The organism is Collinsella aerofaciens, from assembly GCF_015553355.1.
Classification (GTDB): Bacteria; Actinomycetota; Coriobacteriia; order Coriobacteriales; family Coriobacteriaceae; genus Collinsella; species Collinsella aerofaciens_V.
The window spans coordinates 19,027-42,690 of the sequence record NZ_JADNGN010000014.1; the positions used below are offsets into that span (position 1 = coordinate 19,027).

Annotated in this window: 19 protein-coding genes; 10 read left to right on the plus strand and 9 right to left on the minus strand. The window is 57.9% G+C overall.

Annotated elements, in window-relative coordinates; translation table 11 throughout:
- Positions 1-48 precede the first annotated feature (48 nt).
- Entirely contained in the window at positions 49-861 is an 813-nt protein-coding gene (locus tag I2D57_RS04990; protein ID WP_195361691.1) for a transposase, read from the plus strand.
- 660 nt (positions 862-1,521) lie between these two features.
- Here I2D57_RS04990 and sufU read toward each other — a convergent pair.
- From sufU to sufC, 5 genes are read right to left on the minus strand one after another with little or no spacing between them, the layout of a single operon-like run.
- On the minus strand, positions 1,522-1,956 hold the full coding sequence (gene sufU, locus I2D57_RS04995; RefSeq protein WP_138375174.1) for a Fe-S cluster assembly sulfur transfer protein SufU: 435 nt from the start codon (positions 1,954-1,956) through the stop codon (positions 1,522-1,524).
- Entirely contained in the window at positions 1,949-3,274 is a 1,326-nt protein-coding gene (locus I2D57_RS05000; RefSeq protein WP_229055635.1) for an aminotransferase class V-fold PLP-dependent enzyme, read from the minus strand. The genes sufU and I2D57_RS05000 overlap by 8 nt, the downstream gene beginning before the upstream one ends.
- The gene (locus I2D57_RS05005; protein WP_195361692.1) at positions 3,271-4,542 is read right to left on the minus strand and encodes a SufB/SufD family protein; all 1,272 of its coding nucleotides are present in this window, start codon (positions 4,540-4,542) and stop codon (positions 3,271-3,273) included. The genes I2D57_RS05000 and I2D57_RS05005 overlap by 4 nt, the downstream gene beginning before the upstream one ends.
- Positions 4,542-5,954, minus strand: coding sequence for a Fe-S cluster assembly protein SufB (gene sufB, locus I2D57_RS05010; RefSeq protein WP_117848423.1), 1,413 nt, complete (start codon positions 5,952-5,954; stop codon positions 4,542-4,544). Before sufB ends, I2D57_RS05005 begins: the two co-directional genes overlap by 1 nt.
- A 12-nt stretch (positions 5,955-5,966) precedes the next feature.
- Entirely contained in the window at positions 5,967-6,767 is an 801-nt protein-coding gene (gene sufC, locus I2D57_RS05015) for a Fe-S cluster assembly ATPase SufC (protein WP_195361693.1), read from the minus strand.
- Positions 6,768-6,991: 224 nt separating this feature from the next.
- Here sufC and I2D57_RS05020 point away from each other — a divergent pair, with 224 nt between their 5' ends.
- The 3 genes from I2D57_RS05020 to I2D57_RS05030 all read left to right on the plus strand — a co-directional run bounded on the left by I2D57_RS05020 (position 6,992) and on the right by I2D57_RS05030 (position 11,331).
- Complete coding sequence (locus I2D57_RS05020; protein ID WP_195361694.1) at positions 6,992-7,423, plus strand: RrF2 family transcriptional regulator; 432 nt, start codon at positions 6,992-6,994, stop codon at positions 7,421-7,423.
- A gap of 139 nt (positions 7,424-7,562) precedes the next feature.
- On the plus strand, positions 7,563-9,332 hold the full coding sequence (locus tag I2D57_RS05025) for a VgrG-related protein (RefSeq protein ID WP_195361695.1): 1,770 nt from the start codon (positions 7,563-7,565) through the stop codon (positions 9,330-9,332).
- 202 nt (positions 9,333-9,534) lie between these two features.
- The gene (locus I2D57_RS05030) at positions 9,535-11,331 is read left to right on the plus strand and encodes an AAA family ATPase (RefSeq protein WP_195361696.1); all 1,797 of its coding nucleotides are present in this window, start codon (positions 9,535-9,537) and stop codon (positions 11,329-11,331) included.
- A 20-nt stretch (positions 11,332-11,351) separates the two neighbouring features.
- Here the strand turns inward: I2D57_RS05030 and I2D57_RS05035 are convergent, their stop codons facing one another.
- Both I2D57_RS05035 and I2D57_RS05040 read right to left on the minus strand, forming a co-directional pair.
- Complete coding sequence (locus tag I2D57_RS05035) at positions 11,352-12,371, minus strand: glycosyltransferase (protein WP_195361697.1); 1,020 nt, start codon at positions 12,369-12,371, stop codon at positions 11,352-11,354.
- 170 nt (positions 12,372-12,541) lie between these two features.
- The gene (locus tag I2D57_RS05040; RefSeq protein ID WP_195361698.1) at positions 12,542-13,672 is read right to left on the minus strand and encodes an acyltransferase family protein; all 1,131 of its coding nucleotides are present in this window, start codon (positions 13,670-13,672) and stop codon (positions 12,542-12,544) included.
- Between the two features lie 112 nt (positions 13,673-13,784).
- Here I2D57_RS05040 and I2D57_RS05045 point away from each other — a divergent pair, with 112 nt between their 5' ends.
- The 5 genes from I2D57_RS05045 (at position 13,785) to I2D57_RS05065 (ending at position 20,695) form a co-directional block, all read left to right on the plus strand.
- Positions 13,785-14,888 (plus strand): glycosyltransferase, encoded by a 1,104-nt coding sequence (locus I2D57_RS05045; protein ID WP_195361699.1) that lies wholly within the window; start codon positions 13,785-13,787, stop codon positions 14,886-14,888.
- 6 nt (positions 14,889-14,894) lie between these two features.
- Positions 14,895-15,935, plus strand: a complete 1,041-nt coding sequence (locus I2D57_RS05050; protein ID WP_195361700.1) for a glycosyltransferase family 2 protein — start codon at positions 14,895-14,897, stop codon at positions 15,933-15,935.
- 74 nt (positions 15,936-16,009) lie between these two features.
- Entirely contained in the window at positions 16,010-17,128 is a 1,119-nt protein-coding gene (locus I2D57_RS05055; protein ID WP_195361701.1) for a glycosyltransferase family 2 protein, read from the plus strand.
- 12 nt (positions 17,129-17,140) lie between these two features.
- Positions 17,141-18,208: a glycosyltransferase family 2 protein gene (locus tag I2D57_RS05060; RefSeq protein ID WP_195361702.1), complete on the plus strand. Its 1,068-nt coding sequence runs from the start codon at positions 17,141-17,143 to the stop codon at positions 18,206-18,208.
- Complete coding sequence (locus I2D57_RS05065) at positions 18,209-20,695, plus strand: glycosyltransferase family 2 protein (protein WP_195361703.1); 2,487 nt, start codon at positions 18,209-18,211, stop codon at positions 20,693-20,695. It begins immediately after the preceding gene.
- Here the strand turns inward: I2D57_RS05065 and I2D57_RS05070 are convergent.
- Entirely contained in the window at positions 20,692-21,669 is a 978-nt protein-coding gene (locus I2D57_RS05070; RefSeq protein ID WP_195361704.1) for a translation initiation factor 2, read from the minus strand. The two genes, I2D57_RS05065 and I2D57_RS05070, sit on opposite strands and share 4 nt — an antisense overlap.
- Entirely contained in the window at positions 21,669-22,118 is a 450-nt protein-coding gene (locus I2D57_RS05075; RefSeq protein WP_195361705.1) for a DUF4869 domain-containing protein, read from the minus strand. Before I2D57_RS05075 ends, I2D57_RS05070 begins: the two co-directional genes overlap by 1 nt.
- Before the next feature lie 416 nt (positions 22,119-22,534).
- On the opposite strand from I2D57_RS05075, the gene I2D57_RS05080 reads away from it, so the two are divergent.
- A complete protein-coding gene (locus I2D57_RS05080; protein ID WP_195361706.1) occupies positions 22,535-22,936 on the plus strand; it encodes a PBECR4 domain-containing protein in 402 nt (133 codons plus the stop codon).
- Positions 22,937-23,664: the final 728 nt, after the last annotated feature.

Below are 23,664 nucleotides of genomic sequence, written 5' to 3' on the forward strand. Positions count from 1 at the left end.
CAATCGTGCTGTATTGGATGGCAAGCAGATCCTGGCGAAGGGAGCGCCATGCAGCGCGTTTGGAGAACGGTTACCGGCTTTTACCATGTCTGTGCCCGCGGTACGGGCAAGCAGCTCATCTTTGAGGGCGATGAAGACCGGTGGGAGTTCTTGGAGCTGATGCGTGAGTGCTGCCGCAAGGCGGGCGTGACGGTTATCGCCTGGTGCCTTATGGGCAATCACGTGCGTCTGGTGCTTGCAGATTACGAGGACGCGATGAGCGCGGCGATGCACCGGCTGCTTTTGACGTACGCGCGGCGGTTCAATAAACGCACGGGGCGCACGGGCCATCTGTTCCAGAACCGTTTTGACCGGCGTTCGCTCGATACCGACTGGCAGGTGATGGAGGCTATTCGCTCCGTTCACGCCAATCCGCAGGAGGCGGGCATGAGCCTAATCGAGCGTTATCCCTGGAGTAGCTTTGCGGAGCATTTGTGCGCTTACGACGGTGACGCGGCTGATGTCGCGAGGGGATTTTCTGATCCTTCTTGCGTGCTTGAGCTTTTTGGTTCTGCCGAGGGCTTTATTGCCTATTCGCTTTCAACGCCCGACGGCTGCGATTCAGCGATGCCCGTTCTGGAAGAGACGGAGTGGGAGCGGCATGCCTTTGCCGAAAAGTTGGCGAAGGGGCTCGGGGTTCCGCTCCACGGGGTTAAAGCCGCGCCGTCGGCGCAGCGCAATATCGTCATTCTTGGATTGCACGATGCCGGTTTTACGGTGCGTCAGATTGAGCGATATACGGGGATTGGCAAAAGTACCGTTTCTCGTATCGTGCGCGCCCGCGCGCGAACGGCGATGCGGGCTGGCGGAAACGTGATGTAAGGTCGCCTGTTCACCGCAGCTGGGGTCGTCCATACGCCGCAACCAGCGTTCAAAAGCTTGGTACGGTAACTGCACTTCTTAATATGCATAGAACAATCGTCATCTTGCATAAAATAACAGCTCAGTCCGGGTTTGCCCGTGCCTACCCCCGTCTGCGCCGTGCAAAAAACGGAGTTTTCAGCATCGTGTTGCTGTCGGCACCGCCGCAATCTTGCAACATACGGGTCCCGAAGCTATTGATTCCTGCCGTTGCGCCCCCGAAGCACGTGCCTGCGTCCCGTCAGACCGCGATGCTTGTTCTAAAACACAATATATATGCGCCTAAAGACATTGATTAACGCTTTCGATGCGTATACACACAGCTTGGCGTGCTGAATACTCGCAAAAATGCACGCCGCTTCCTATGGGACCCGTCTGCGGCAGGCGCGAAGCGAGTCGGAGCTTCGCAGAACGGGGCTTGGCGCATTGCTTGGCGGGCCCGGGGCCCTGCCGCAGGCCTTTGGTGCTGTGGAAAACGCCCGTGCTCGCGTCTGGCTGTGTGGCAAATGTCAGACGGGGCGCCGGACGCGCGGACTTTGTGCGTTCGCGCTCATTAGGTAAAAACAGAGCCGCCCGTATCGGGCGGCTCGGCAATCAAAAAACTTGGATTCGGGGCATAAACTACTGGTTTGCTTGCCCCTCGAGCATGCCGTCGAGGGTGCGCCAAGCGAGCTCGGCGCATTTGACGCGGGCGGGCATGTGCGAGATGTCCTGGAGCTGGGCGGCTTCGTCCAGGTCTTCCAGGTCGTCCTCGGAGAGCTTCTCGCCGCGGATCATGGCGAGGAAGAGTTCCGCCAAGCGACGCGCCTCCTCGACCGTCTCGCCCGTGATGAGGTCGGCCATGATGTCGGCGCTTGCCTGGCTGATGGCGCAGCCGTGGCCGGTAAAGGAGGCTTCCTCGATCACGTTGTTCTCGACTCGTAGCTGCAAGGTGAGCTCGTCACCGCAGCTGGGGTTGATACCGTCGTGCTCGTGCGTGGGAGCATCCATCTCGTACTTATAGTCGGGGTGCGAGTTGTGCTCCATAAACGTGGTGGAGGTGTACAGATTACCCATTGAACGTGCTCCAAACGTGATGCAGGCCGGCGATGAACTTGTCGATGTCGGCCTTGTCGTTGTAGAAGGCCACGCTGGCGCGGCAGCAGGCAAGGTTCTCGACGCCCAGCCAGGTAAGCAGCGGCTGCGCGCAGTGGTGGCCGGCGCGGATGCAGACGCCGTCCATGTCCATGATGCTCGCGACGTCGTGCGGGTGGATGCCCTTGACGTTAAAGCTCACAACGCCGTGGTGGTTGTCCCAATAGATGGAGCCGATGATCTGGACAAAGTTGAGCTGCATGAGTTCGCCCATCAGGTAGTGGACGAGTGCCCGCTCGCGGACCTGGATGTTCTCGTAACCCACGGTGTTGACCAGGTAGTCGAGTGCCGCACCCGTGGCGAAGATGCCGGCGGCGTCCTGCGTGCCGGCCTCGAACTTCTCGGGGACGGGCGCCCAGACGGCGTCCTGCTCGGTGACAGAGTCGATCATTTCGCCGCCGGTGAGCATGGGCGGCATGGCGTTGAGCAGGTCCATCTTGCCCCACAGCACGCCGATGCCCATGGGGCCCATGGCCTTGTGTGCGCTAAAGGCAAAGAAGTCGGCTCCCAGGTCGGCCACATCGACCGGCATGTGCGGCAGCGACTGTGCGCCGTCGACGACCAGATAGCCGCCGTACTTGTGCACGAGCTTGCCGAGGTTCTTGACCGGGTTCTCGACGCCCAGCACGTTAGAAACCTGACCCACGGCCAGGATCTTGGTCTTGGGGCCCACCTTGGACAGAACCTCCTCGGTGGTGAGTTGACCGGTCTTGGTGGGGTAGAGGTAGACGAGCTTGGCGCCGGTCTCGCGGCAGACCTGCTGCCACGGAATCAGGTTGGAGTGGTGCTCCATGATGGTGATGACGACCTCGTCACCGGGCTCGAGCACCGTGGGTGCAAAGCTCTTGGCGACCAGGTTGAGCGACTCGCTCGTGTTGCGGGTGAAGACGATCTCGTTGGCCTGTGAGGCGCCGATGAGGTCGGCGATCTGCTGGCGGACCTTCGCGATGGCGTCGGTTGCCTCGACGGACAGCGAGTACAGGCCGCGCAGGGGGTTGGCGTTCATGCGCTGATAGAAGTCGCGCTCGGCGTCGAGCACACAGGCAGGGCGCTGCGCGGTGGCGGCGCTATCGAGGAAGGCGATCTCGGGGTGCTGCTGGAAGAGCGGGAACTGCGCCTTGTAGGGGTTGGTCTCGATGTCTACGGTGGGCCAGCCGCGCGAAGCCTCGTCGCTGGCGTCGAGCTCCATGGGCTCGGGGGCAGTGCAGGTATCGCATTTAACGTGCTCGGTGTCGATCATGCGAGCTCCTCTTCAAAGTTGTCGATCAGGTTGTTGCCCAGGCGGACGACGGCGGCGCGGGTGCGCTCGTCGGTGGCGGAAAGTGCGGCGTCCTCCAGCTTGGCGCGGACGAACAGGTCCTCGGCGGCGTTTTGGTCAAGGCCGCGGCAGGCGAGGTAGAACAGCTGCTCGTCGCGGACGTGGCCGATGGTGGCTCCGTGGTTGCCGGCGACGTCGTCCTCGTCGCAGAGAATGACGGGAACGGTCTTGTTGTCGACGCCCTTGTTGGCCAAAAGCACCGTCTCGCGCTCGGTGCCGGTTGCACCCTTGCAACCGTGCACGAGGTCGATGGTGCCGCGGTAGACCTTCTTGGACGTGCCGGTCAGCACGCCGTTGGCGTCGATCTCGCACTCGGTCTTGCGACCGCGGTGGCGCAGCTCGTAGTTAAAGTCGCGCACCTGCTCGCGGGCGCCTAGGTAGTCAGTATCGATGGTGACCTTGGCGGTATCGCCTAGCAGGTCGCCGGCAAGGCCGGTGGCGCTGGCGCCAGCACCCAGGACGGTGTGCTGCACGTTGACGCGCGCGCCCTCGTCCAGGAATAGGCCGGTGTCGTCGAGCACAATCCAGCTATCGTCGAGCGTCTGCGTGCAGGTCACGTTGACGGTGGCGTACTCGTGGGCACACACGCGTAGCACGGATCCCACGACGCCTTGGCCGGCAACGGGGGAGTCCAGGGCAATAAGCAGATCGAGCGTCGACTGGGGACGGGCGACGACGTCGATGGCGGCGATGGCCGCGGCTGCATCGACACCGCTCACGCGCACGGTAACCGTGGCGTGCTTGTATGCGGGCACATCGATGACGATGCGCTTGGTAGCGTGCTCGGCCAAGTAGGCGTAGGCAGCCTCACCCATGCCGGTCTCGAAGGCTTCAGCAGGGGAGAGCTCTTCCTCGAGCTTAATGGCGCCGGCCTGGTAGACGGAGGTTGCGGGCACGTCGAGCTCGGTCTCGGGCGTGATGCGGGCGCGGTCGGCGGCATCGCCGGGCGCGGAGGCGCGGCGCTCGGGGAAGCGCTCGGCCATGGCGTCCATGGCGGTGTCGAAGGCGTCTGCCACGCCAGTAAACTGCTCTTCCAAGCCCTCGACCTCAACGGTCTCGGTGGGAGCGGCGGCAAGCTCGTCAGAGAGCTCAAGCTTGGTCTGGTTCATCTTGAGCCAACCCCAAGTGGCGGCCGGCATCGCATTAACCTGCTCGAGCGTGGTAGCAGCGGTGTTGGTGGTCTGTTTCATTATCCGATCGCTCCTTCCATCTCGAGCTTGATCAGGTTGTTCATCTCGACGGCGTACTCCAGCGGCAGCTCCTTGGAGACCGGGTTCGCAAAGCCGTTGACGATCATGGTGCGGGCCTCTTCCTCCGAGATACCGCGGCTCATGAGGTAGAACACCTTGTCGTCGCCGATGCGGCCGATGGTGGCCTCGTGGCCGATGTCGACGTTCTTGGCGCGGATGTCCATGGCCGGAATAGTGTCGGAGCGGCTCTGGTCGTCGAGCATCAGCGACTGGCAGCTCACGGTTGCCTTGGAGCCCTCGGCCTTGGGCGTCGCCACAATAGAGCTGCGGAACGTCTGGATGCCGCCGCTCTTGGAGATGCCCTTGGTCTCGACCGTTGCCGAGGTCTCGGGCGCGTTGAGCACGACCTTGCAGCCGGTGTCGAGGTTCTGCCCGGCGCCGGCAAAGGTGATGCCGGTAAAGCTCGAGCGGGCGCGGCGGCCGTTGAGCACGCTCATGGGGTAGAGGTAGCCTACGTGGCTGCCGAAGGAGCCGCTGATCCACTCGATGTCGCCGTCCTCGTCCACGCGCGCACGCTTGGTGTTGAGGTTGTACATGTTCTTGGACCAGTTCTCGATGGTCGAGTAGCGCAGGTGTGCGCGTTTGCCCACAAAGAGCTCCACAGCGCCGGCGTGGAGGTTTGCCACGTTGTACTTAGGCGCGGAGCAACCCTCAATGAAGTGCAGGTCGGCATCGTCCTCGACGATGATGAGCGTGTGCTCAAACTGGCCGGCGCCCTTGGCGTTGAGGCGGAAGTAGCTCTGCAGCGGGAAGTCGAGCTTGGTGCCCTTGGGCACGTAGACAAACGAGCCGCCCGACCACACGGCACCGTGCAGTGCCGCAAACTTGTGGTCGGTGGGCGGGATAAGTGTCATGAACTTCTCGTGGATGAGCGGCTCCCACTGCGGGTCGTGCAGGGCCTCCTCGATGCCGGAGTAGACGATGCCCATCTTGGACGCCGTGTCCTGCATGTTGTGGTAGACGAGCTCGGAGTCGTACTGCGCGCCGACGCCCGCCAGGTAGCTACGCTCGGCCTCGGGGATGCCCAGGCGCTCAAAGGTGCTCTTGATGTCGTCGGGCACCGACTCCCAGTCGTGCTTTTGGTCGGTGTTGGGTTTGACGTAGGTGACGATGTTGTCCATGTCCAGGCCCTCGATGGAGGGGCCCCACGTCGGGTCGGGGAAGCGGTTGAAGATCTCGAGGGACTTTAAGCGCAGGTCGAGCATCCACTGCGGCTCGTCCTTCTTGGCGCTGATCTCGCGCACGATGTCGGGCGTGATGCCGGCGTCGAGACGTTCGAATCCCTCCTCGCCATAGGTGAAGTCGTAGAGGCTGCGGTCGATGTCCGCGACCTCGGTGCGGTTCTTGGTCATTGCGTCGCCCCTTTACGCCTGCTGCTCGGCAGCGGCGGCCTCGGCCTGGGCGCGCTGCTCGGCGGCCTCGCGCTCGAAGGTCTCAAAGCCGTTCTTGTCGATCCAGGGGATGAGCGAGGCGTCGTCCTCGCGCACGATGTTGCCCTTGACCATAACGTGGACGCGGTCGACATCCAGGTGCTCCAAAATGCGCGTGTTGTGCGTGATGATGAGCATGGAGCCGTCGCAGCTCTTGCGATACGCGTCCATGCCGTGGCTGACGGTGGACAGGGCGTCGACGTCCAGGCCGGAGTCGGTTTCGTCCAGGATGGCGAGCTTGGGCTGCAGCAGCAGGAGCTGGAGCATCTCGACCTTCTTTTTCTCGCCGCCCGAGAAACCTACGCCCAGCTCGCGGTTGAGGTAGGCGGTATCCATGTTGAGCTCGGCCGCGAGCTCCTTGACGCGACGGCGGAATTCCTTGCCCTTCATCTCCAGGCCGGGGCGGCCGGCGATGCTGGCGCGCAAAAAGCTCGACAGCGGCACGCCCGGGATCTCGACCGGGGCCTGGAAGCTCAGAAACAGGCCGGCGCGCGAACGCTTGTCGGTGGTGAGCTCGGTGATGTCCTGGCCGTCAAAGACGATACGTCCGTCGTTGACCATGTAGACGGGGTCGCCCATGACCAGGTGGCCGAGGGTAGACTTGCCGGCGCCGTTGGGTCCCATCAGCACGTGGGTCTCGCCGGCGGCGACGTTGAGGTTTACGTTGTGGAGGATGGTCTTCTCGTCCACGGAGGCGGTCAGACCTTCGATGGAAAGCAGCGGATTTGCGCTCATGCTGTCCCTCTCTGTATATGGTGTACTCATGGGTGTACGAAACCCTAGGAATCTTCTCGGAATAAAGTTACTATGGGTTCGGCTTTAGTCAAGGGAAAACCCGACTAATCCACTCGACTTTTCAAATTCTGGGACAAAATAACCTGTTGTGTTTGTCCCACTTACTTAAGATTTGGGACAAACAAACCTGGTTATGTTGTCCTAGATGCAATGGGAGGGTAGGTATGCTCATTTCTTCCAAGGGCCGCTATGCCCTCCGGCTGATGATCTATATCGCAGCGCTTGGTGACGTCGAGGGCAAGATTGCCCTGCGCGAGGTCGCCGACCGTGAGCACATCTCGCAGAAGTATCTGGAGCAGCTGGTCCGTCCGCTCATGAAGGCGGGCCTACTTAAGAGCGTGCGTGGCAAGGGCGGCGGCTACATGATGGCCAAGGACCCCGCCGAGGTGCGTGCCGGCGACATCCTGCGTGCCGTTGAGGGCAGCACGGCTCCGGTGGCGTGCGATGGCATCGACAACAGCTGTACCCGCAGCGATCTTTGCTCCACGGTCAAGTTCTGGCGCGGTCTGGACGACGTGATCGAAAAGTACGTCGACGGCGTGTCGTTGGCCGACCTTGCCGCCGTCCCAGAGACCAACTTTGACATTAAGCTGTAGGTTGAGCGCAATTCCTTAAGATTTCGCGGAGGGTTGTTGCCGTTTACCGAGGGGTTGTTGTGCAACAACGGGCGAGCTGCAATACTTACTTTTATCTTTGCAAACTGCACTTTAACTACACCAATGCAGGGAGGATCTTATGCAGCCCAAGCATTCTGCGATTGTCGCGGGCCTGACGCTGGCGCTTTCGTTTGGCGCCGTTACCGCACCCGCACCCGCTGCCGCCGAGGAGCCCACACCGGGCGTTGCCTCGGATGCGACCGATATCGATAAGGGTCTCTATACCCAGCAGTCCTTCTCGGGCGTGCTGAGGTCGGTCCAGGGCGTTTCGTTTGTTAACGTGACCCCCGAGATGAAGTACTTTACCAAGTACGAGAGCCATGGCAACTATAATCAGGGCTTTTCGTATGGCGACGGCTATAACGCGCTGGGTTATTACCAGTTCGACCGTCGATGGTCGCTCATTCCGTTTATGAAGCAGGCCTACAACTACAACCCCGAAAAATACAGCATGCTCAAGGATGCGATTGATCGCGGCAGCGAGATTTCCAACACGAGCAATGCCATGTACGAGAACGGCCAGCTCACTGAGCTGGGCCGTATTGCGCAGGAGGCCTTCCAGAGCGCTTATAACACCGACCCTGCTGAGTTTTCGGCTCTGCAGGATGCGTATGCGTACAACTCGTACTATGCGGTGACCGAGGCGTGGCTCAAGAGCGGCTTGGGCATTGATATTTCGGGCCGCGCCGATTGCGTCAAGGGCATGGTGTGGAGCATCACCAACATGTGCGGCACCGGTGGCTGCAGGGACTTCTTCCGTTGGGCGAATCTCTCCAATGATATGTCCGACCGCGAGTTTGTGACGGCGCTCTCCAATAGCGTGGTCAATAACGTCGCTACCAAGTATTCGAGCCAGCCCCAGTATCATGAGGGCTGGAAGAACCGCTACCGCAACGAGCTGAAGGACTGCTTGGTTTATATCGCTGAGGACGAGGCCGCTGCCGCTGCGACGCCCGTGCAGCCCGAGCCCACGCCGGCGCCCTCGCCGACACCTGATTCGAATGACGACTCGAGTGACGATGTCAATGATGACAGGATGGATGCGCCCTCGACCGATGCTGACGGTGATGGCTCTGCTGGTGGCACTACCAACAACGGCTCTACCTCGAACGGCTCCGATTCAAACGGCTCTGCTGCGGGCGATTCGTCTTCAAGCTCTGCCGGCAATACGGACAGCGCCGCCTCTGGTTCGACCGACGCTGGTTCCTCTGACTCTTCCACTGGCTCGAGCGATTCGTCCGTTGGCACCGGCTCTAACAACGGCTCCGGCTCTGACGCAACCCCTGATTCCGATGCTTCCAAGGACGACTCGAATAAGGCGCCGGACGCTCCCGTTGCTTCGCCGGACAAGAAGCCTTCTTTCTCTGTGCAGCTTGGTTCTACGCTGGGCTCTTCGCTGATGGCTGGCGTCAATAACGGCTCGACCCAGAACAAGGACAACTCTGATCAGGTTTCCACGGAAAAGACCGAGGCCGCAAAGGGCGACTCCAAGGACAAGGCTTCCGAGAAGACCGAATCCGATAAGGGTTCTAGCTCTGAGGAGAAGAGCGACAAGTCCGAACAGAAGAAGGCCGAGGGCGAAAAGAAACAGTCCGAAGACGACGACAAGAGCGGTGCTGACAACCAGGTCCAGGAGCAAAATGACTCCAAAACGGTGACCACCACGACCACGACGACTACAACTACCAAGTTCTCGGGCGGCAACATGCCCAAGACGGGCGATCTGATTGTGATGGCGAGCCTTGCCAGTGCGAGCTTGGCCACGCTGGGCGCTACGTCTATCGTAAGTGGTAAGCATAAGCTCGATCAGCAGAAGAAGGCTTCTGGGGAGGACGGCTTGGAGGAGTAGCCTCTCGGTTGCCAGATAACTAAAGAGTCGGGACGGGGTCCGGTGCGAATGCATCGGGCCCCGTTTTGTTGTGCAACGATTAGTTATGCCCCCTCACACCTCTTGTTGCTACCGTTGCCCGATATGTTCGCGCGGCGTCGTCGGTACGCGCGAGGCGGTCATTACAATTGGCATCGTGCAGCGATTTAGGGGGAACGTTTTGGTGTCTGAACAGGCAAATGTTGATTGTGCTGCTGGCTTTGGCGTGCGCTTGATCGGCTGTGCCGACGATGCGGTTTTGCCCATTGGCATGCACGACTATGCGGAGGCCCTTGGTTGCTGCATGCTGGTTGACAAGACCATGTTTATTGCCGATGTGTTGGACTGCGACGCGTCCGTTGTGGTGTGCTGTCGACCCGAGGGTTTTGGCAAGAGCATGAACTTGTCGATGCTCAGGGCTTTTCTGGAGCGTCCAGCGGTCGGTCGCTCTGGTCAGCGTTTGTTTGCCGATGCTCAGATTTGGGATGCGAACGGCGGGCGCTATCGGGATGAGTATGCTTGCTATCCGGTGATATCGCTGGACTTTTCTGGCGCTGCGAGGCGTGGCCCCGCTATTGCCGGCGTCGTGCGCGATGCCCTTTCGGGCGAGTGCGCTCGCTTGTTGGCGCTCTTGGAGGCTCCGGATTTAGCTCGAGATAAGGTGCGTCACATCGAACGTGTCGCGCGTGGCGTAGCGAGCGCGGACGAGGTTGACTCGGTGCTCGGTGTGCTCATTGAGCTGCTGGAGATGGCCTGCGATGAGCAGGTTGTATTGCTCGTTGATGGGTACGACGCGGCGTGGTTGGGCCGTGCGAGCGCGAGGGACGCTTCCGGCGCCGATCCGGCAGGGCTATTCGATCGCGTGCTTTTCGAGGCCATTGCCACTGCGCGCGATTCGTTGCGGCTGACGTGTCTGATGGGGGAGCGTCCCGGTCCTGCCGAAGTGGCGCTTTCTTCGCGCGGCTGCTCGTATTGTCTGACGACGCCGCTGTCGGCGTGGTGTGACCGATGGTTCGGTTTTTCGGATGCCGAGGTCGAGGCTCTGTTGAATCATGCTGGGCGCGAGGAATACCTTGATGATGCGCGTGAATGGCTCGAGGGATATCGGTTTGGTAGGGCTTATTGCTCGAATCCAGCGCGTGTGATCGGTTTTCTGGACCGAGGCTGCACGGCGCCCGTGCGTGCCGATCTGTATGGATATGCCGATTGCCTGAGTAGGGTAGTTGCCGGGTGGAATCTCGACCGTCTTTCGGTCTTGTTCGATTTGCTCGAGGCCCATGGGTGCGTTGAGGTCCCGCTTTGTTTGGGCGCTGCGGGGCTAGAGGCCTCGCCTGATGATGGCCTGTGGACGGCGCTGTATCTGTCAGGTTTCCTGACGACAGATATGACTGAGGAGCCAGAACATGGCAATCGCCTCCGTGCCTTGCGGTTGCCCAATAACGAGCTTCGCCAGGTATTGCGTCTGGTGATTATTGAGTGGTTTGAGTGCGCTACCGAGGACGTTTGTGACATCGATGCGTTTCGCGACGGGTTGTGCCGTGGGGATGAGGATGCGGTGAGGCGGGCGCTAAGCCGCATCCTGGGAGATGCGGGAATCGGTGCGATCGACCCAGATGCGCCGCTGCCATACCATCTGCTCTTGCAGGGGCTCTGCTTTGGCTTGCCGGGCTATGCCAATCCTGCCTCGAGGCGAAAGTGTGGCACGGGTCGCTGGGACATTCAGGTTTTCCCTACGGGCGCTGTGTTCGACGTAGCAGATACGATTGGCATGCTGGACGAGCGCCCGCTGATAACGATTAACTTGATGTATGACCCCGATGTGGATGCGCTGGGCCTGGAATTGCTGGCCGTGCAGTCGCTACTCGACATAGAGCGCGACGGCATCGACGAAATCCGTGTGCCACGACCCGGAGTTGGCCGCATGCGCTGGGGGTTTGGCTTTGACGGCCAGCGTGTGTCCGTGGTGTGCCAGCGGTTATAGGGGATGACGAAAGCCCTTTACTACTCTGCGTCCTTCATGGGCGGCATGGGCTTCCAGTTGGGATCCTTGATGATCTTGCGGGCGTCCTTCATGCCGCGGCGCAGCGCCGGAATGCCGGTCTTAAAGCACTTATCGACCGCAGCCAGGCGAATGAATTCCTTGCAGAAGGTCGCGGCATTGCCCAGGCGGAACAGCATGGGGTGGTAGTCACCGTAGATCTGCATATAGCGAGCGAGGAAGCCTCGGTTGCGCATGATGTAGTAGCGGTTGGTGTCGCTCGTAGAGTTGAGCTGGCGCTTGCCGGCGATATCCCAGTTAGAGACGGCGCGGGCTCGCTTGAGAACCACGTCGGCAACAACGGCGGCGGGGAAGTGTTGGCTGGCTACGTAGCCGTAGCAGGCATCGTCGCCGTAGATAAAGAAGCGCGCATCGGGCAGGCCGATCTTGTCGACCACGCGGCGCGAGAACATGCCGCCCTCAAAGCACAGCTGGTTCATGGCGCGATAACCCTCTGGACCCAAGTCCCACTTGGCGACGGGGTTGGGAATGCCGAGCGAAAGGATGAGTTGGTACTGCCAAAAGAAGGCGCCGCCGTCAAAGTCCAGGCGCGAACCCTGGATGACATCATAGCGGTCGGTCCACTTGGCAAGACGCTTGATGCCTTCGGGGATGACGAGCACGTCGTCGTCCATGACCCAGAACCACTGGGCCCCCAAGTCGTAGGCGCATTTAGTACCGGCGGAGAAGCCGCCCGCACCGCCGCCGTTTTCGAGCTGCGGGACGTAGATGACACGGTCGGTGCCGCCCTGCGCGTCAGGCTGCTCGGTGTCGATGCCCCACAGGTTAGCCAGGCGCTCGTTGAATGCGGTGCACATGGCCTCGGTCTCGCGCGAATTTTCGTTATCGACAATCACGATGCGCCAGGGCGTTGCTGTGAGCTCGGTCATGGAGTCGAACAAGTTGGCCAGGAGTTCCTGGCGCTTGTACGTAACGACGACGATGGCGAGCTTGTCGATGGGGGCGGGAAGGGTTGAAGGCATGGGGCAATATATCCTTTCACGCGCGGCGCGCATGCGCTGCACGGAAGCTATCGAATACGTCCTTGGGACTGTCCTATTGTAAAGGCTCGGCGCACCTTGACGGCAAGCTTTGAATAAAACGCAGGAACCTGCCACGGCTGTAGCGGCTTTAGCGTCTGACGGCAGCGTGTCTATTGCCGCTTGAGCTTGCGAGCGATAAAGCTTCTGGCTGCATCGATGATGAGAAGTGCCAGAGCAAAGACGATGCTAATGACGGTACCCGTGACGATGTATATAGCTACCGGGCTGTTTTGGCTGACCAGTATGTTTGCGAGCAACGTATTGAAGACGGGACGCCACAGGCTACTGGTGAGTGACTGCATCACATAGAAACCAAGCGTGGCGGTCGATAAGGTGACGATGACACCTGCAGTCCGCGGATTGCCTGAGGCACTGCGTCGGGTTGCCGCAAAGAGCAGGCAGGCGGCAGCGAGGGCAAACGAGATCAGCGAGGTCGATTTGTAGGAGAGGATTGTCATCGCTGTGAGGTTGTCGGTGAAGGAGAGTGCTCCTTCCAGGATGATGGTGAGCACCAAAACCGTTACGAGCGAGCGCATGCCCAAGGCGCCCACCCTGTCCGAATCCATGACATCGGTAACGTCGCGGAGCAGTCCGCCGATCAAAAACGCGACTACGTACGTGACGGCGCTCATGAACTTTTGGAGCCAAGAAAACTCACCGGCGCTTGTCGCACTCATAGCGGCTAAATACCCGTTAACAACAAATGCGAGGATGCCAACGGCGATGACCGTCGCCGTGTAGCTCTTCCGGGGGAGTCGACTCCTTGCTAGTCCAAACCATGGCGCCATGAAGACCGTGGCGGCATAGACCCAAATGAACTCGAGTCCCAGGGTATACCAGTTGTGCGTGTTGAGGGCTACATCAGGAATGGGTGAGACGACCGTGGACCACGCGAGCGCCACGAGGCAATAAAACGCAGTGGGCATAATGACCTTGCCAAGGCGCTGCGCCGTCCGTTGCATTTGCGACTTCCACGTTGCTCCACCGTCCCAAGCACGCGCGGCCGAAGCGATGAGAAAATAGCCCGAGATCATAAAGAAGACCTCGTTGGCCCAGCAGCCAAGCAAGTTAATAAAACCGAGCGCGCCGGAATAGGGGAATATCGCAAGTGGGGCATATTCCACGGCGCCGACGCAGACGGCTTGGAAGGTCCACTGAAAGGTGTGGAACACCGCGATGCCGGCGACCGCGACCAAACGCAGCGCTTCGATGGGTATGTTGCGTGCGGCTTTGGGCTGCATGACGTCCTTTCTTATCGGTTTGCCTCTGCGAGCTCCATAGATTATATAAACGCCCGCTAGCGCGCTGACCCTTTGATACCATGAAACGACAGGTATTTCCTAAGGAGCACATTTGTCTACTAATTCCTCTGGCAGCCCTGTTCTGTCGCTGCTTATTCCCATCTACAATGTTGAGCGCTACCTGCGCGAGTGCCTCGATTCCGCCGTGGCGCAGACGCTCAAAGACATCGAGATTATCTGTATCAACGACGGCTCTACCGACGAATCGCCGGCGATTATCCGCGAGTACATGGAACGTAATGCGCGTGTGAAGATGATTGATAAGGCCAACAGTGGCTACGGCGACTCTATGAACCGCGGGCTCGATATGGCGCGCGGCAAGTACGTCGGCATTCTGGAGTCCGATGACTTTATGGCGCCCGATGCGCTGGAAAAGCTCGTGTCAGCTGCTGAGCGCTGCAACGCCGATTTTGCGAAGGCGAATTTTGACTTTTACTGGTCCAAGCCCGAGGAGCGACGCTCGCTACACGAGATGTTTAGGCCCAAGGACTGCGGCAAGCCGGTACACCCGAGCGATACGACGCAGTTCTTTAAGCAAAAGCCGTCGATTTGGTCGGCCGTGTACCGCCGCGATTTTCTTAAGCGCAACGGCATCAAGTTCCTGCCGACTCCAGGAGCATCCTTTCAGGACACGTCGTTTGCCTTTAAGGTGATTGCGTGCGCCGATAAGGCCGTTTACCTGCACGATGCCGTGCTTTCGTATCGTCAGGACAACGAGAGCTCCTCGGTCAATTCTTCGGCCAAGGTCTTTTGCGTCAATGCCGAGTATGCCGAGATTGAGCGTTGGATCAGAGAGGAATATGCCCGCGACCACGCAAGTGATGACGTCGCGCGCATGCTCAAGTTCAATCAGCTCATTAAGTACGATTCGTATATGTGGAACTATGTGCGCTTGGCGCCTAAGTTCTATAAGGAGTTCCTGGTGCAGATGGCCAAGGAGTTCCAAGCGGCCTTGGACGCTGGGGAGTTTTTGCTGGACGATCTGAAGCCGTGGAAGCGTGCGAATCTCGCTGCCATCCTCAAAGATCCTGAGGGCTGGGTTGACGAGCATCCGAGTTTTGCGACGGATGGTGCCTTGGGACGCGCCAAATACTACGCATCGGTTGGAGGCCCCGGCGTACTTGCAGCCTTCCTCATCGAATCGCTGAGGGGGTAGGTCGGTATGGGAGAAGCTACGAGCCCCAAAGCGACCATTGTCGTTCCCGTATACAACTCTGCAAACTCGGTTCAGCAATGTCTCGATTCGCTGCTGGCCCAGTCTGAGCGCTCGATTCAGGTTGTCTGCGTCAACGACGGTTCGGTTGACGATTCGCTGGGCGTCTTGCGTCAAATTGCGCAGACCGACGACCGTGTGCTGGTGATTGACCAGGAAAACGCGGGCGTCTCGTGCGCTCGAAATGCCGGAATCGATGCCGCCAAGGGCGAGGTGGTTTTCTTTGTAGACGCCGACGATTACATCGACGCCCGAACGGTGGAGCGCGTGCTGCAGGCCATGGAGTCGTCGGATGCCGAGGTCGCCGTATTCGGTGGTGTCTGCGAGCCGTCCGACGCCGCACCCAAGCGTGTCCAGCAACTCATGAGTCCCAAAGCGGGCACCTTTGGCGCACGAGATCCCCAGCTGCTGTTCCACGCAAATGCACAGCCCTATGCCTGCCGCGCGGCTTTTTCACGCGAGCTGCTCAATCGCGAAGGCATTCGCTTTGCTCCCGGCTTGGCCTTGGGCGAGGATGTCGTATTCCAATTTGCGGCCTATGCGCTTGCCCGCAAGACCGTCGTCATGCCGGACAAGTTCTACCACTACGTGATGGAGAGCGAATCGGCGACGCACGAGTTCAACAGTGCCGATGCTCGCGCCAAAAAGCTTGACGCCCACATGAGAATGCTCGAGGAGGTCTTGGAGGATTGGGCGGTTTACGGCCTTTTGGACCTGTGCCCCGGCGAGCTGATCACTTGGTTCTTGGACCTTATTGTGTTTGACTTGGCGCGTCTGGACGCCGATGGTTTCCGTCGCGTGGCCGGTCGCGTCAATATGGATTTCACGACGTTTTTGGGAACGGAGTGGGCGGATATGCCTGCTAAGGGCGCCGTTCGCCGCGTTGCCCATAAGCTCGTTGCAGCGACCTCGGGCGTTTCGATGGCAGACGCCACGCTGTTCTATCTTTCGACCCGCGGTCTCAAAGCCTGTCTGGAGCGCTTTATCTAATTCTAGGCGCTGCCGTTGTCCGTTGCTTCGCTGCTAAAATAACCCTGTTACACGCTATTCAACAGGAGGTTCTCTTGCAGAACTCTGATACCCCTAAAGTTTCGCTGCTTGTTCCCATCTGCAATGTTGAGCGCTACCTGCGCGAGTGCCTCGATTCTGCCGTTGCGCAGACACTCAAGAACATTGAGATCATTTGCATCAACGATGGCTCTACCGATAGCTCGCCGGATATCATCCGCGAGTACATGGAGTGCGATGCGCGCGTCAAGATGATCGACAAGGCCAATAGCGGCTACGGCGACTCGATGAACCGCGGCCTGGAGATGGCGCGCGGTGAGTACGTGGGCATTTTGGAGTCCGATGACTTTATGTTTGAGGATTCGCTTCAAAAGCTGGTTGCCAAGGCCGACGCCGAGCATGCCGATGTCGTCAAGGGTGACTTTTACTTGTATTGGTCCACGCCCAGCGAGCGCCGCGAGCTGTTTGGAATAATCGACGAGCATATGACGGGTGCGGCGTATCGCCCCGCCGATCGTCCGGGTATCTTCTACCGCAAGCCTTCCATTTGGTCTGCCATCTATCGGCGCGAGTTCCTCAACGACAATCAGATTCGGTTCCTTCCCACGCCGGGTGCCTCGTATCAGGATGCGGGTTTTAACTTTAAGGTCTGGGCAAGCGCCGAGCGTGCTGCGTTTATTGCGGATCCCATTTTGTGCTATCGCCAGGATAACGAGAAGAGCTCTGTTAATTCGCCCAACAAGGTGTTTTGCGTGTGCGACGAATATGCCGAGATGCAGCGCTTTTTGGATGAACGCCCCGAGCTTAAGGCTCAGCTTCAGGGCATTTTAATGCGCATGAAGGTCGATACGTATCGCTGGAATGATGAGCGCCTGGTCGATGAGTTGCGTGAGCAGTTTTGGGAGAAGGCATCTCCCGAGCTCAAGGCCGATTGGGATGCCGGTCGCTTTGACCTGTCGCTCTTCGACCCGCGCGGCGAGACCGACTTGCGACTGATGGTCAAGTCGCCCCGCGCTTATATTGATTCGCGCTTTGGCTTTAAAAAGCCTGGCAAGATCAATACGTTTAAACATTACTTTAAGATCGGCGGCCTGCCGCTGGTTTGGCGCGTGCTGACGTATCAGCGCGCCTACGGCGATAACCCGCATCCCGATGACGTGCCGGCGGCACAGTAGGAGCGCGTGACTATGGCTACCCCTAAGATTTCCGTCGTCGTTCCCATCTACAAGGTGGAGGAGTGCCTGGCATGGTGCCTGGACTCCCTACTTGCGCAGGATATGCCCGATTGGGAGGGCGTGCTGGTTAACGATGGCTCGCCGGATGGGTCGCGCGACATCGCCGCTGCCTATTGCAAAAAGGACGCGCGCTTTAAGCTTGTCGATAAACCCAACGGCGGTTTGTCGAGCGCCCGCAATGCGGGTATCGCTGCGTCCTCGGCTCCTATCGTCGCGTTCTTGGATTCCGACGACCGCTTTACGCCCGATGCGTGCCGTGTAATCGTCGATTCCTTTGAGCGTGAGGATTGCGACGTTTTGACCTTTGGCGCGAACCCGTATCCGTTGGAGGCGGGGTATCCGTGGCTTAACTATGTGCTGAGCCCGCGCGATGTGTCGTTTGTGGGCTATAGCTCCGACCTGCTGTTTAAGGAAGCGTCTCGCCCCTTTGCATGGCGCACCGCTTGTAAGCGCGCTTTTTTACTGGGCAACGGGATCGTGTTCGATGAAACCGTTAAGTATGGCGAGGACCAGGTCTTCGATTTTGCCGTGTACGGTCGCTCCCGCAAGACCGCGCTTATCTCGAACAAGCTGTACGACTACCGCGTGGCACGCAAAGGTTCGCTCATGGACACCATGCGCTATGACGACGAGACACGTTTGCTTGAGCACGTGAAGATTTACTCAGCGGTGCTGGCCGATTGGCGCCGTGATGGGCTCGACGATCAGCATGCCGATGACCTGGCGTACTTCCTGTGCGATTTGGTGCTGTACGATGCGCTCAGGCTGCTGAGCGCGGGCTGCGGCAAGGTGTTTGCTGCCGTCGCCGCGGCGCTTGATGGTTCTGCCGTGGACAGTGATGCTGCGCTCGCACAATGCGCTCCTTCTGTTGCCGCTATGGTGCGCGCTGCGCTTGTCGGTAAGGCGCCTGCTACTCGTTCGTGCAAAAAGCTCATGTTCGATTACGACGTCTTAAGGTTTGGGCGCTTGGGCGCGTGCAAGCGCATGGCTGCGAACGCTCTGGGAAAGCGAGAAGTGTAGATGAGTATCAAGCGTTTGGCGCTTTGCCGCAGTCAGGGTCGCCTGTTTGTGCTGCTTCGTTTTGTCGGCCAGGATATCGCGGGGCTTATTGAGCAGGAGGGTTCCCAGGCCTTTGCTCACGCGACGACCAATGGCGTTTGCGTGCCGTCTTTGGCGCTGCCGGTCGATCATGGCCGCGTGCTTGCGCTTTGTCCCACCGTTGCCGATTATGAGGGCGAACTCGTCGTCTTGGTGCTTCCGTTTTTGGACGGCTCTACGATTGACATCTCATTTGCGTCCGGCGGTAAAAGACTGGGCTCTATTCACCTTGATAGTCGTATTGCCAAGCTGGAATCTAAGATTAACTACAAAGCAAAGCCTGCGATGTGCGCGCTCGTTCGCGATGCGCAACGCGGCGAGTGCTGCGGTCGATACGAGATCGATGCCGTTCGTTATTTACCGGCAGATGAGGGCGCCGTCTGGCGTTATGAGGTTACCTGGTCGGGAGACCCCCAGTGCACCCCTGAGCTCCAGATCTTCGATACGCATATGTACGCCATCGATGCCACCGTGCATGTGTTTGAGTCGCAGGTCGATGTTCCCCGGCGCAACGGTTGCCGCGTCAATAAAACGTATCTGAGCGTCGAGATGCCTCAGGATATACGCGATTTTGTCGTGATTGCGACTGATCCCACGGGCCAGATCCAAAGCGGGTTTTGCGCCATGGATGGTCGCCTGTACAACGGCATGGTCGATGACAGTTGGAACCGCATGAAGGACGCGCGTGCAGACGACGCAGCTTATCGACGTTGGTTTGAGCGACATCGCGCAAAGCCGGGCGATTTAGCGTGCCAGCGTGTCGCTTCGGCGGCCTTTGCCTATAGGCCGCTCGTGAGCATCGTGGTGCCGTGCTACAAGACCGATCGGGTCTATCTGCGCGAGCTGCTGGACTCGGTGCTGGTCCAAAGCTATGACAACTGGGAATTGCTGCTTATGGACGCCTCGCCCGAATGGGACGCGGTTGCCAATCTTGCGGCGGGCGTCAACGATGAGCGCGTCCGTTGTATTGAGCTGCCCGGTAATGGCGGCATTGTGGTCAACACCAACGCAGGTATTCAGCAGGCGACTGGAGACTACATCGCGTTCTTGGACCACGATGACATCCTGGAACCGGACGCGTTATTCCACTATGTTGCCGCGCTGAACAAGGCTGCCGAGGGCGAGCGTCCCCAGGTCCTGTTCTGCGACGAGGACATGTTCCAGAAAACGGGGGAGTGGGGTCAGCCGGTCTTTAAGACCAAACTCAACGTCGACTTGCTCTATAGCCATAACTGCGTGACGCATTTTCTGATGGTGGAGAAGGCGCTTATCGATCGCATTGGCATGTCGCCGGAAGACGTCGCGGGCGCCCAAGATTACGACCTGACGCTCCGCTGCCTTGCAGCCGGCGCGCGCTTTGAGCACGTTGCGCATGTGCTGTATCACTGGCGCGTGCATCCGGGATCGACCGCCGACGGTTCTGCCGATAGCAAGCCGTATGCTATTGAAGCCGGGCGCCTGGCGCTGCAGCGCCACCTTGATGCGCAGGGCGTTCGCGGAACGGTCGAGGAGACCGAGACACCATTTGTCTATCGCATGCGCTATGCGCTGCCGGAGCCTACGCCGCTGGTGAGTATTGTGATTCCCACCAAGGATCACGTTGAGACGCTCGATGCCTGCGTGATGTCGATCGCCCAGAAGGCCTCGTATGCCAACTACGAGATCGTTTTGGTGGAGAACAACAGCGAAGCCCCGGAGACGTTTGCGTATTACGAAACCCTGCCAGAGCGCGTGGCCGCAGTATCTGAAGGCAAAGGTAGCGCATGTGTTGTGTACTGGCCGGGCGAGTTCAATTACTCCCAGATCATTAACTTTGGCGTGGAGCATGCCAAGGGCGACTATCTGCTGCTGCTCAACAACGATACCGAGGTCATAAGCCCCGACTTTATCGAAGAGATGATGAGCTATCTGCAGCGTCCCGATGCGGGCGTGGTGGGCGCCAAACTCTACTTTGCCGATCATCTGGTGCAGCATGCCGGCATTCTGGTTGGCGTGCGTGGCGCACTTGCCCATGCCAACCAGGACTTCTCGGCAAAGCGCGAGGGCTATCTTGCCCGCGCTGTGCGCCCGGGCAACTTTAGCGCCGTGACGGGTGCCTGCCAGATGGTGCGACGCGACGTATTTGAGCAGGTCGGAGGCTATAACGAGGAATTCGCCGTCGGTTTTAACGACGCCGACTTTTGCCTGCGCGTGTGGGAGGCGGGCTACCGCACCATCTTTACGCCCTATGCCGAGCTGTATCACTACGAGTTCACCTCGCGCGGCAGGGAAGAGGCCAACGAGGAAAAACTGCGCCGCTGGAAACGTGAACAGGCGCTGTTCATGCAGCACTGGCCTGAGTTCTTCCTCGATGGCGACCCGTGGCTCGGACCAAACCTATCCTCCGACAGTGAGTATTTCTCGTTTTAGTGCGAAGTAATGCCAAGGTCCGGCAAAGTATCCTCCAGAGCTGCAAGAGCGGTGGGGTTCAGGTACTCCTCGTTCAAGCAGCTCTTGTCATATCGAAAACGTGTGTCTCGTGAGCATTCGATGAGTTCTGCAGTAAAGAACTTCTCCCAGCTAAAGAACTTTGAGCTTTCGATATGTTCAGCGGGGTTAAGCAGCATGTCCTTAATGTGTTTGCTGTTGAATAATCCCGACTTCAACACGAGCCATTCAAACGATTCCGGTAGGAATAGCTTGATGTTCTTTCGGCGCAATAGAGCAGCTGCTTCCGCAATTTCTGGTCCAAAGGCGGCACCGTCGGCAATCACGAGGATGTCGTTTTCCGGTGCGTCCATAATGCAGTTGCAAATATTTGATTTGCCTCCCGCGCTGATGCATTTAATGCTGCTCTTTTTGCATAGCAAACTGAAGAATTCGTAGCCCGAATTTGTGTCCTCGACAATGACAAGCTCGGGCCTCTCGCCTCTAAAATCAGTATCACCGTAAATACGATATGTAGAGGTGTAGACACGAGAGTAAACGGGATACTTCGTTGTGGTTCGGTTGGTGTTCTTAAGACCGTAGATTTCATCAACGCTATAGGGCAGTTGGCGCAGTGACTCTCTGGCGACAATTACGTAGTAGTTTGAGCTACGCTTTGCTTCATGGGCAAATTCTCTTGATCGAACAAAAGTATTGCCCTCATCAATAAAAACAATACTGCTGGAAATCTCTTGGAGATCTCTACGCCAATATTTTCCAGATATTGTTTTACAGGGCACTTTGCAACTTACTGTTACGCCGCTTTGTGCCCCAAGCTCTTCGTGAGCTGCCACCATATCAAGCAGAGTCGTCTTGCCTGTAGCACTGTTACCTTGGATGATGGTCAGATTTCTATTGATGGTCAGTTTAAACTGAACCCGGTTATTTTGAAAAATTACCTTGTATGATCCGCGCATCAGGAGTTCTCCCTTAGGCATTTTCCAGCTATGGGGACAAGGTCAAACATTGTGTGGACTATATCGCCCGTATTTGCAATGGTTACCGTGAATTTGCCGTTTCCAAAATCCATTATGTGGTAGAGATTGATTGCTAAATCCTTTTGCGCGGCGATCCTCAGAATCCAGTAGGCGCAATTATCACCGCAATTTGAGGCGTTATATATATTCTGCGGCATAAAGTACATAAGCAGTAGCGTTTTGGTGCCGCTGGATAGTTTCTCGGGAGGAATGATGCCTAGAATCTTGGTATCGATTGCATTGGGGCCTACCACGGTGCCTTTGTCGATGGATTTTATGACCCTTTGGGCAAAGGAGTCTTGAAACCACTGGGGCGAATATACGTTATCGAAGTAAACGGACGTGTTGTAGATAACGTTTTCCATATCACCATAGTGAATTGTTAGCACGTCAGCTCCTTCGGCTTGCTGATTTGGCTTCTAGTGAGATTGATTATATCGCAGCACATGAGGCGGGCGTTATCGGCCCGCGGTAGATGTGATTGATGACCAAGGTTTGAATTTAATTTGACCATGCCCGTGCGTAGCTTGCTTTAGTGGCTTGAGTTATAGATAATAATCTTGAGCTAAGCTCCGTGTGGCGGCACGTAAAAGCTGTACTGTGCTTGGGCAGGTAAAAAGTCCAAGACGATTAGATATCCGAGAGGATATCGAGCCCGCACCGGGGAGATAAGGTGAGTCCGCGCCGGGGACTATAATTCCGGCGACAACTAGGTTTCCGTGAGGATGCCGCGGCTGACAGCCAGCAGAAAACCGCCTCTTTGATTATCAGCCGGGGTTATCCCGGCTTTTTTGATTGGGGCAGTATGGGTAGGGCTGAAGATCGGAAGGCGATAGTTGCGGAAATTAATCAGGCAGCAAAACTTTATCGCGGTTTTCTTGTCGGAAAGTCATTCATGTACGTTTTCGATGACAGGTATATCGAAGTTATTTATAAGGCCGAAAATTTCAAGCATTTAACTGGCGTAGATAGTCATTTGTCGGCTAAGCAGTTTTTCAAATTGGCATCCAGAGGAAAACTTGCTGCGTCGCAGATCGACTTTTCGAATCGCCATCCCTACGCTCTGTGTCGCAAAAAAGTCAACCATATTGTTCAGCTTGCCTCTTTTGCAACCTCCGCGTGCTTTATGCTCGAAGACATATCAACAAAATCGCAGTGCTATAAGTTTGGAACAACAGACTTGAACTTTTCCTTACTCATGAACTAAAGGGGCGGTTGTTATATTGCTGAATCTTTAAGGGACGAAGATTGTTTTTCAAAGGCCCACGATGTGCATCTGGTCACTCATATCTTTTCGAGACAGAACGATAAGAAGCTATATGATTCCCTCTTGTTTAAAGATGGTGAGTTCGATGATTCCCAGCTTCCAAGAACTATTAGGTCTCTCCTAGATCCCTCTCTTCTTGCTCATTAGAAGATTCAAAGACGCGTGCGAGCGCCCATACACTCTCTCCGCTTGCCGCATACTTAAACGATTTACGTCGACTTTTCCCGCTGTTGCAGGGATTCGATCTGTTATGAGTCTGGGCTAGGATTTGATCTTAATACGCTGATGAGTACTGCCACCAGGCATTTCCCAACCCTGTTTATTGGCTTGCCGTGTAGATCGGCGCACTCATGCCTGTTGTCTTGTTGGGCCATCATCGCCGTTGCATCCTGCTTGTTGCTCTGGCCTACCTTTGTGTTTTGTTGCACGGGCCTTCTTATGCTGTGAGTGCGGAAAGCCTGTTTATAGACAAGGTCACGTACTACGAGTCGGGCGTCTCAGAGGCTTCCGAGCCTGGACCGATGCCGACCATCTTGAATTGGACAGCTTCGCGGTCGAGGCATTTGGCGCCAGGGGGAGGCGGGCTACCGCACCATCTTTACGCCCTATGCCGAGCTGTATCACTACGAGTTCACCTCGCGCGGCAGGGAAGAGGCCAACGAGGAAAA

Excerpts from the sequence above, each read along its gene's own strand:
- I2D57_RS05005 (WP_195361692.1), bottom strand. The coding sequence starts at position 4,542 with ATGAAACAGACCACCAACACCGCTGCTACCACGCTCGAGCAGGTTAAT.
- I2D57_RS04990 (WP_195361691.1), top strand. The coding sequence starts at position 49 with ATGCAGCGCGTTTGGAGAACGGTTACCGGCTTTTACCATGTCTGTGCC.
- sufU (WP_138375174.1), bottom strand. The coding sequence starts at position 1,956 with ATGGGTAATCTGTACACCTCCACCACGTTTATGGAGCACAACTCGCAC.
- I2D57_RS05040 (WP_195361698.1), bottom strand. The coding sequence starts at position 13,672 with ATGCAGCCCAAAGCCGCACGCAACATACCCATCGAAGCGCTGCGTTTG.
- I2D57_RS05020 (WP_195361694.1), top strand. The coding sequence starts at position 6,992 with ATGCTCATTTCTTCCAAGGGCCGCTATGCCCTCCGGCTGATGATCTAT.
- sufC (WP_195361693.1), bottom strand. The coding sequence starts at position 6,767 with ATGAGCGCAAATCCGCTGCTTTCCATCGAAGGTCTGACCGCCTCCGTG.
- sufB (WP_117848423.1), bottom strand. The coding sequence starts at position 5,954 with ATGACCAAGAACCGCACCGAGGTCGCGGACATCGACCGCAGCCTCTAC.
- I2D57_RS05050 (WP_195361700.1), top strand. The coding sequence starts at position 14,895 with ATGGGAGAAGCTACGAGCCCCAAAGCGACCATTGTCGTTCCCGTATAC.
- I2D57_RS05070 (WP_195361704.1), bottom strand. The coding sequence starts at position 21,669 with ATGCGCGGATCATACAAGGTAATTTTTCAAAATAACCGGGTTCAGTTT.
- I2D57_RS05065 (WP_195361703.1), top strand. The coding sequence starts at position 18,209 with ATGAGTATCAAGCGTTTGGCGCTTTGCCGCAGTCAGGGTCGCCTGTTT.
- I2D57_RS05035 (WP_195361697.1), bottom strand. The coding sequence starts at position 12,371 with ATGCCTTCAACCCTTCCCGCCCCCATCGACAAGCTCGCCATCGTCGTC.
- I2D57_RS05025 (WP_195361695.1), top strand. The coding sequence starts at position 7,563 with ATGCAGCCCAAGCATTCTGCGATTGTCGCGGGCCTGACGCTGGCGCTT.
- I2D57_RS05080 (WP_195361706.1), top strand. The coding sequence starts at position 22,535 with ATGGGTAGGGCTGAAGATCGGAAGGCGATAGTTGCGGAAATTAATCAG.
- I2D57_RS05000 (WP_229055635.1), bottom strand. The coding sequence starts at position 3,274 with ATGATCGACACCGAGCACGTTAAATGCGATACCTGCACTGCCCCCGAG.
- I2D57_RS05060 (WP_195361702.1), top strand. The coding sequence starts at position 17,141 with ATGGCTACCCCTAAGATTTCCGTCGTCGTTCCCATCTACAAGGTGGAG.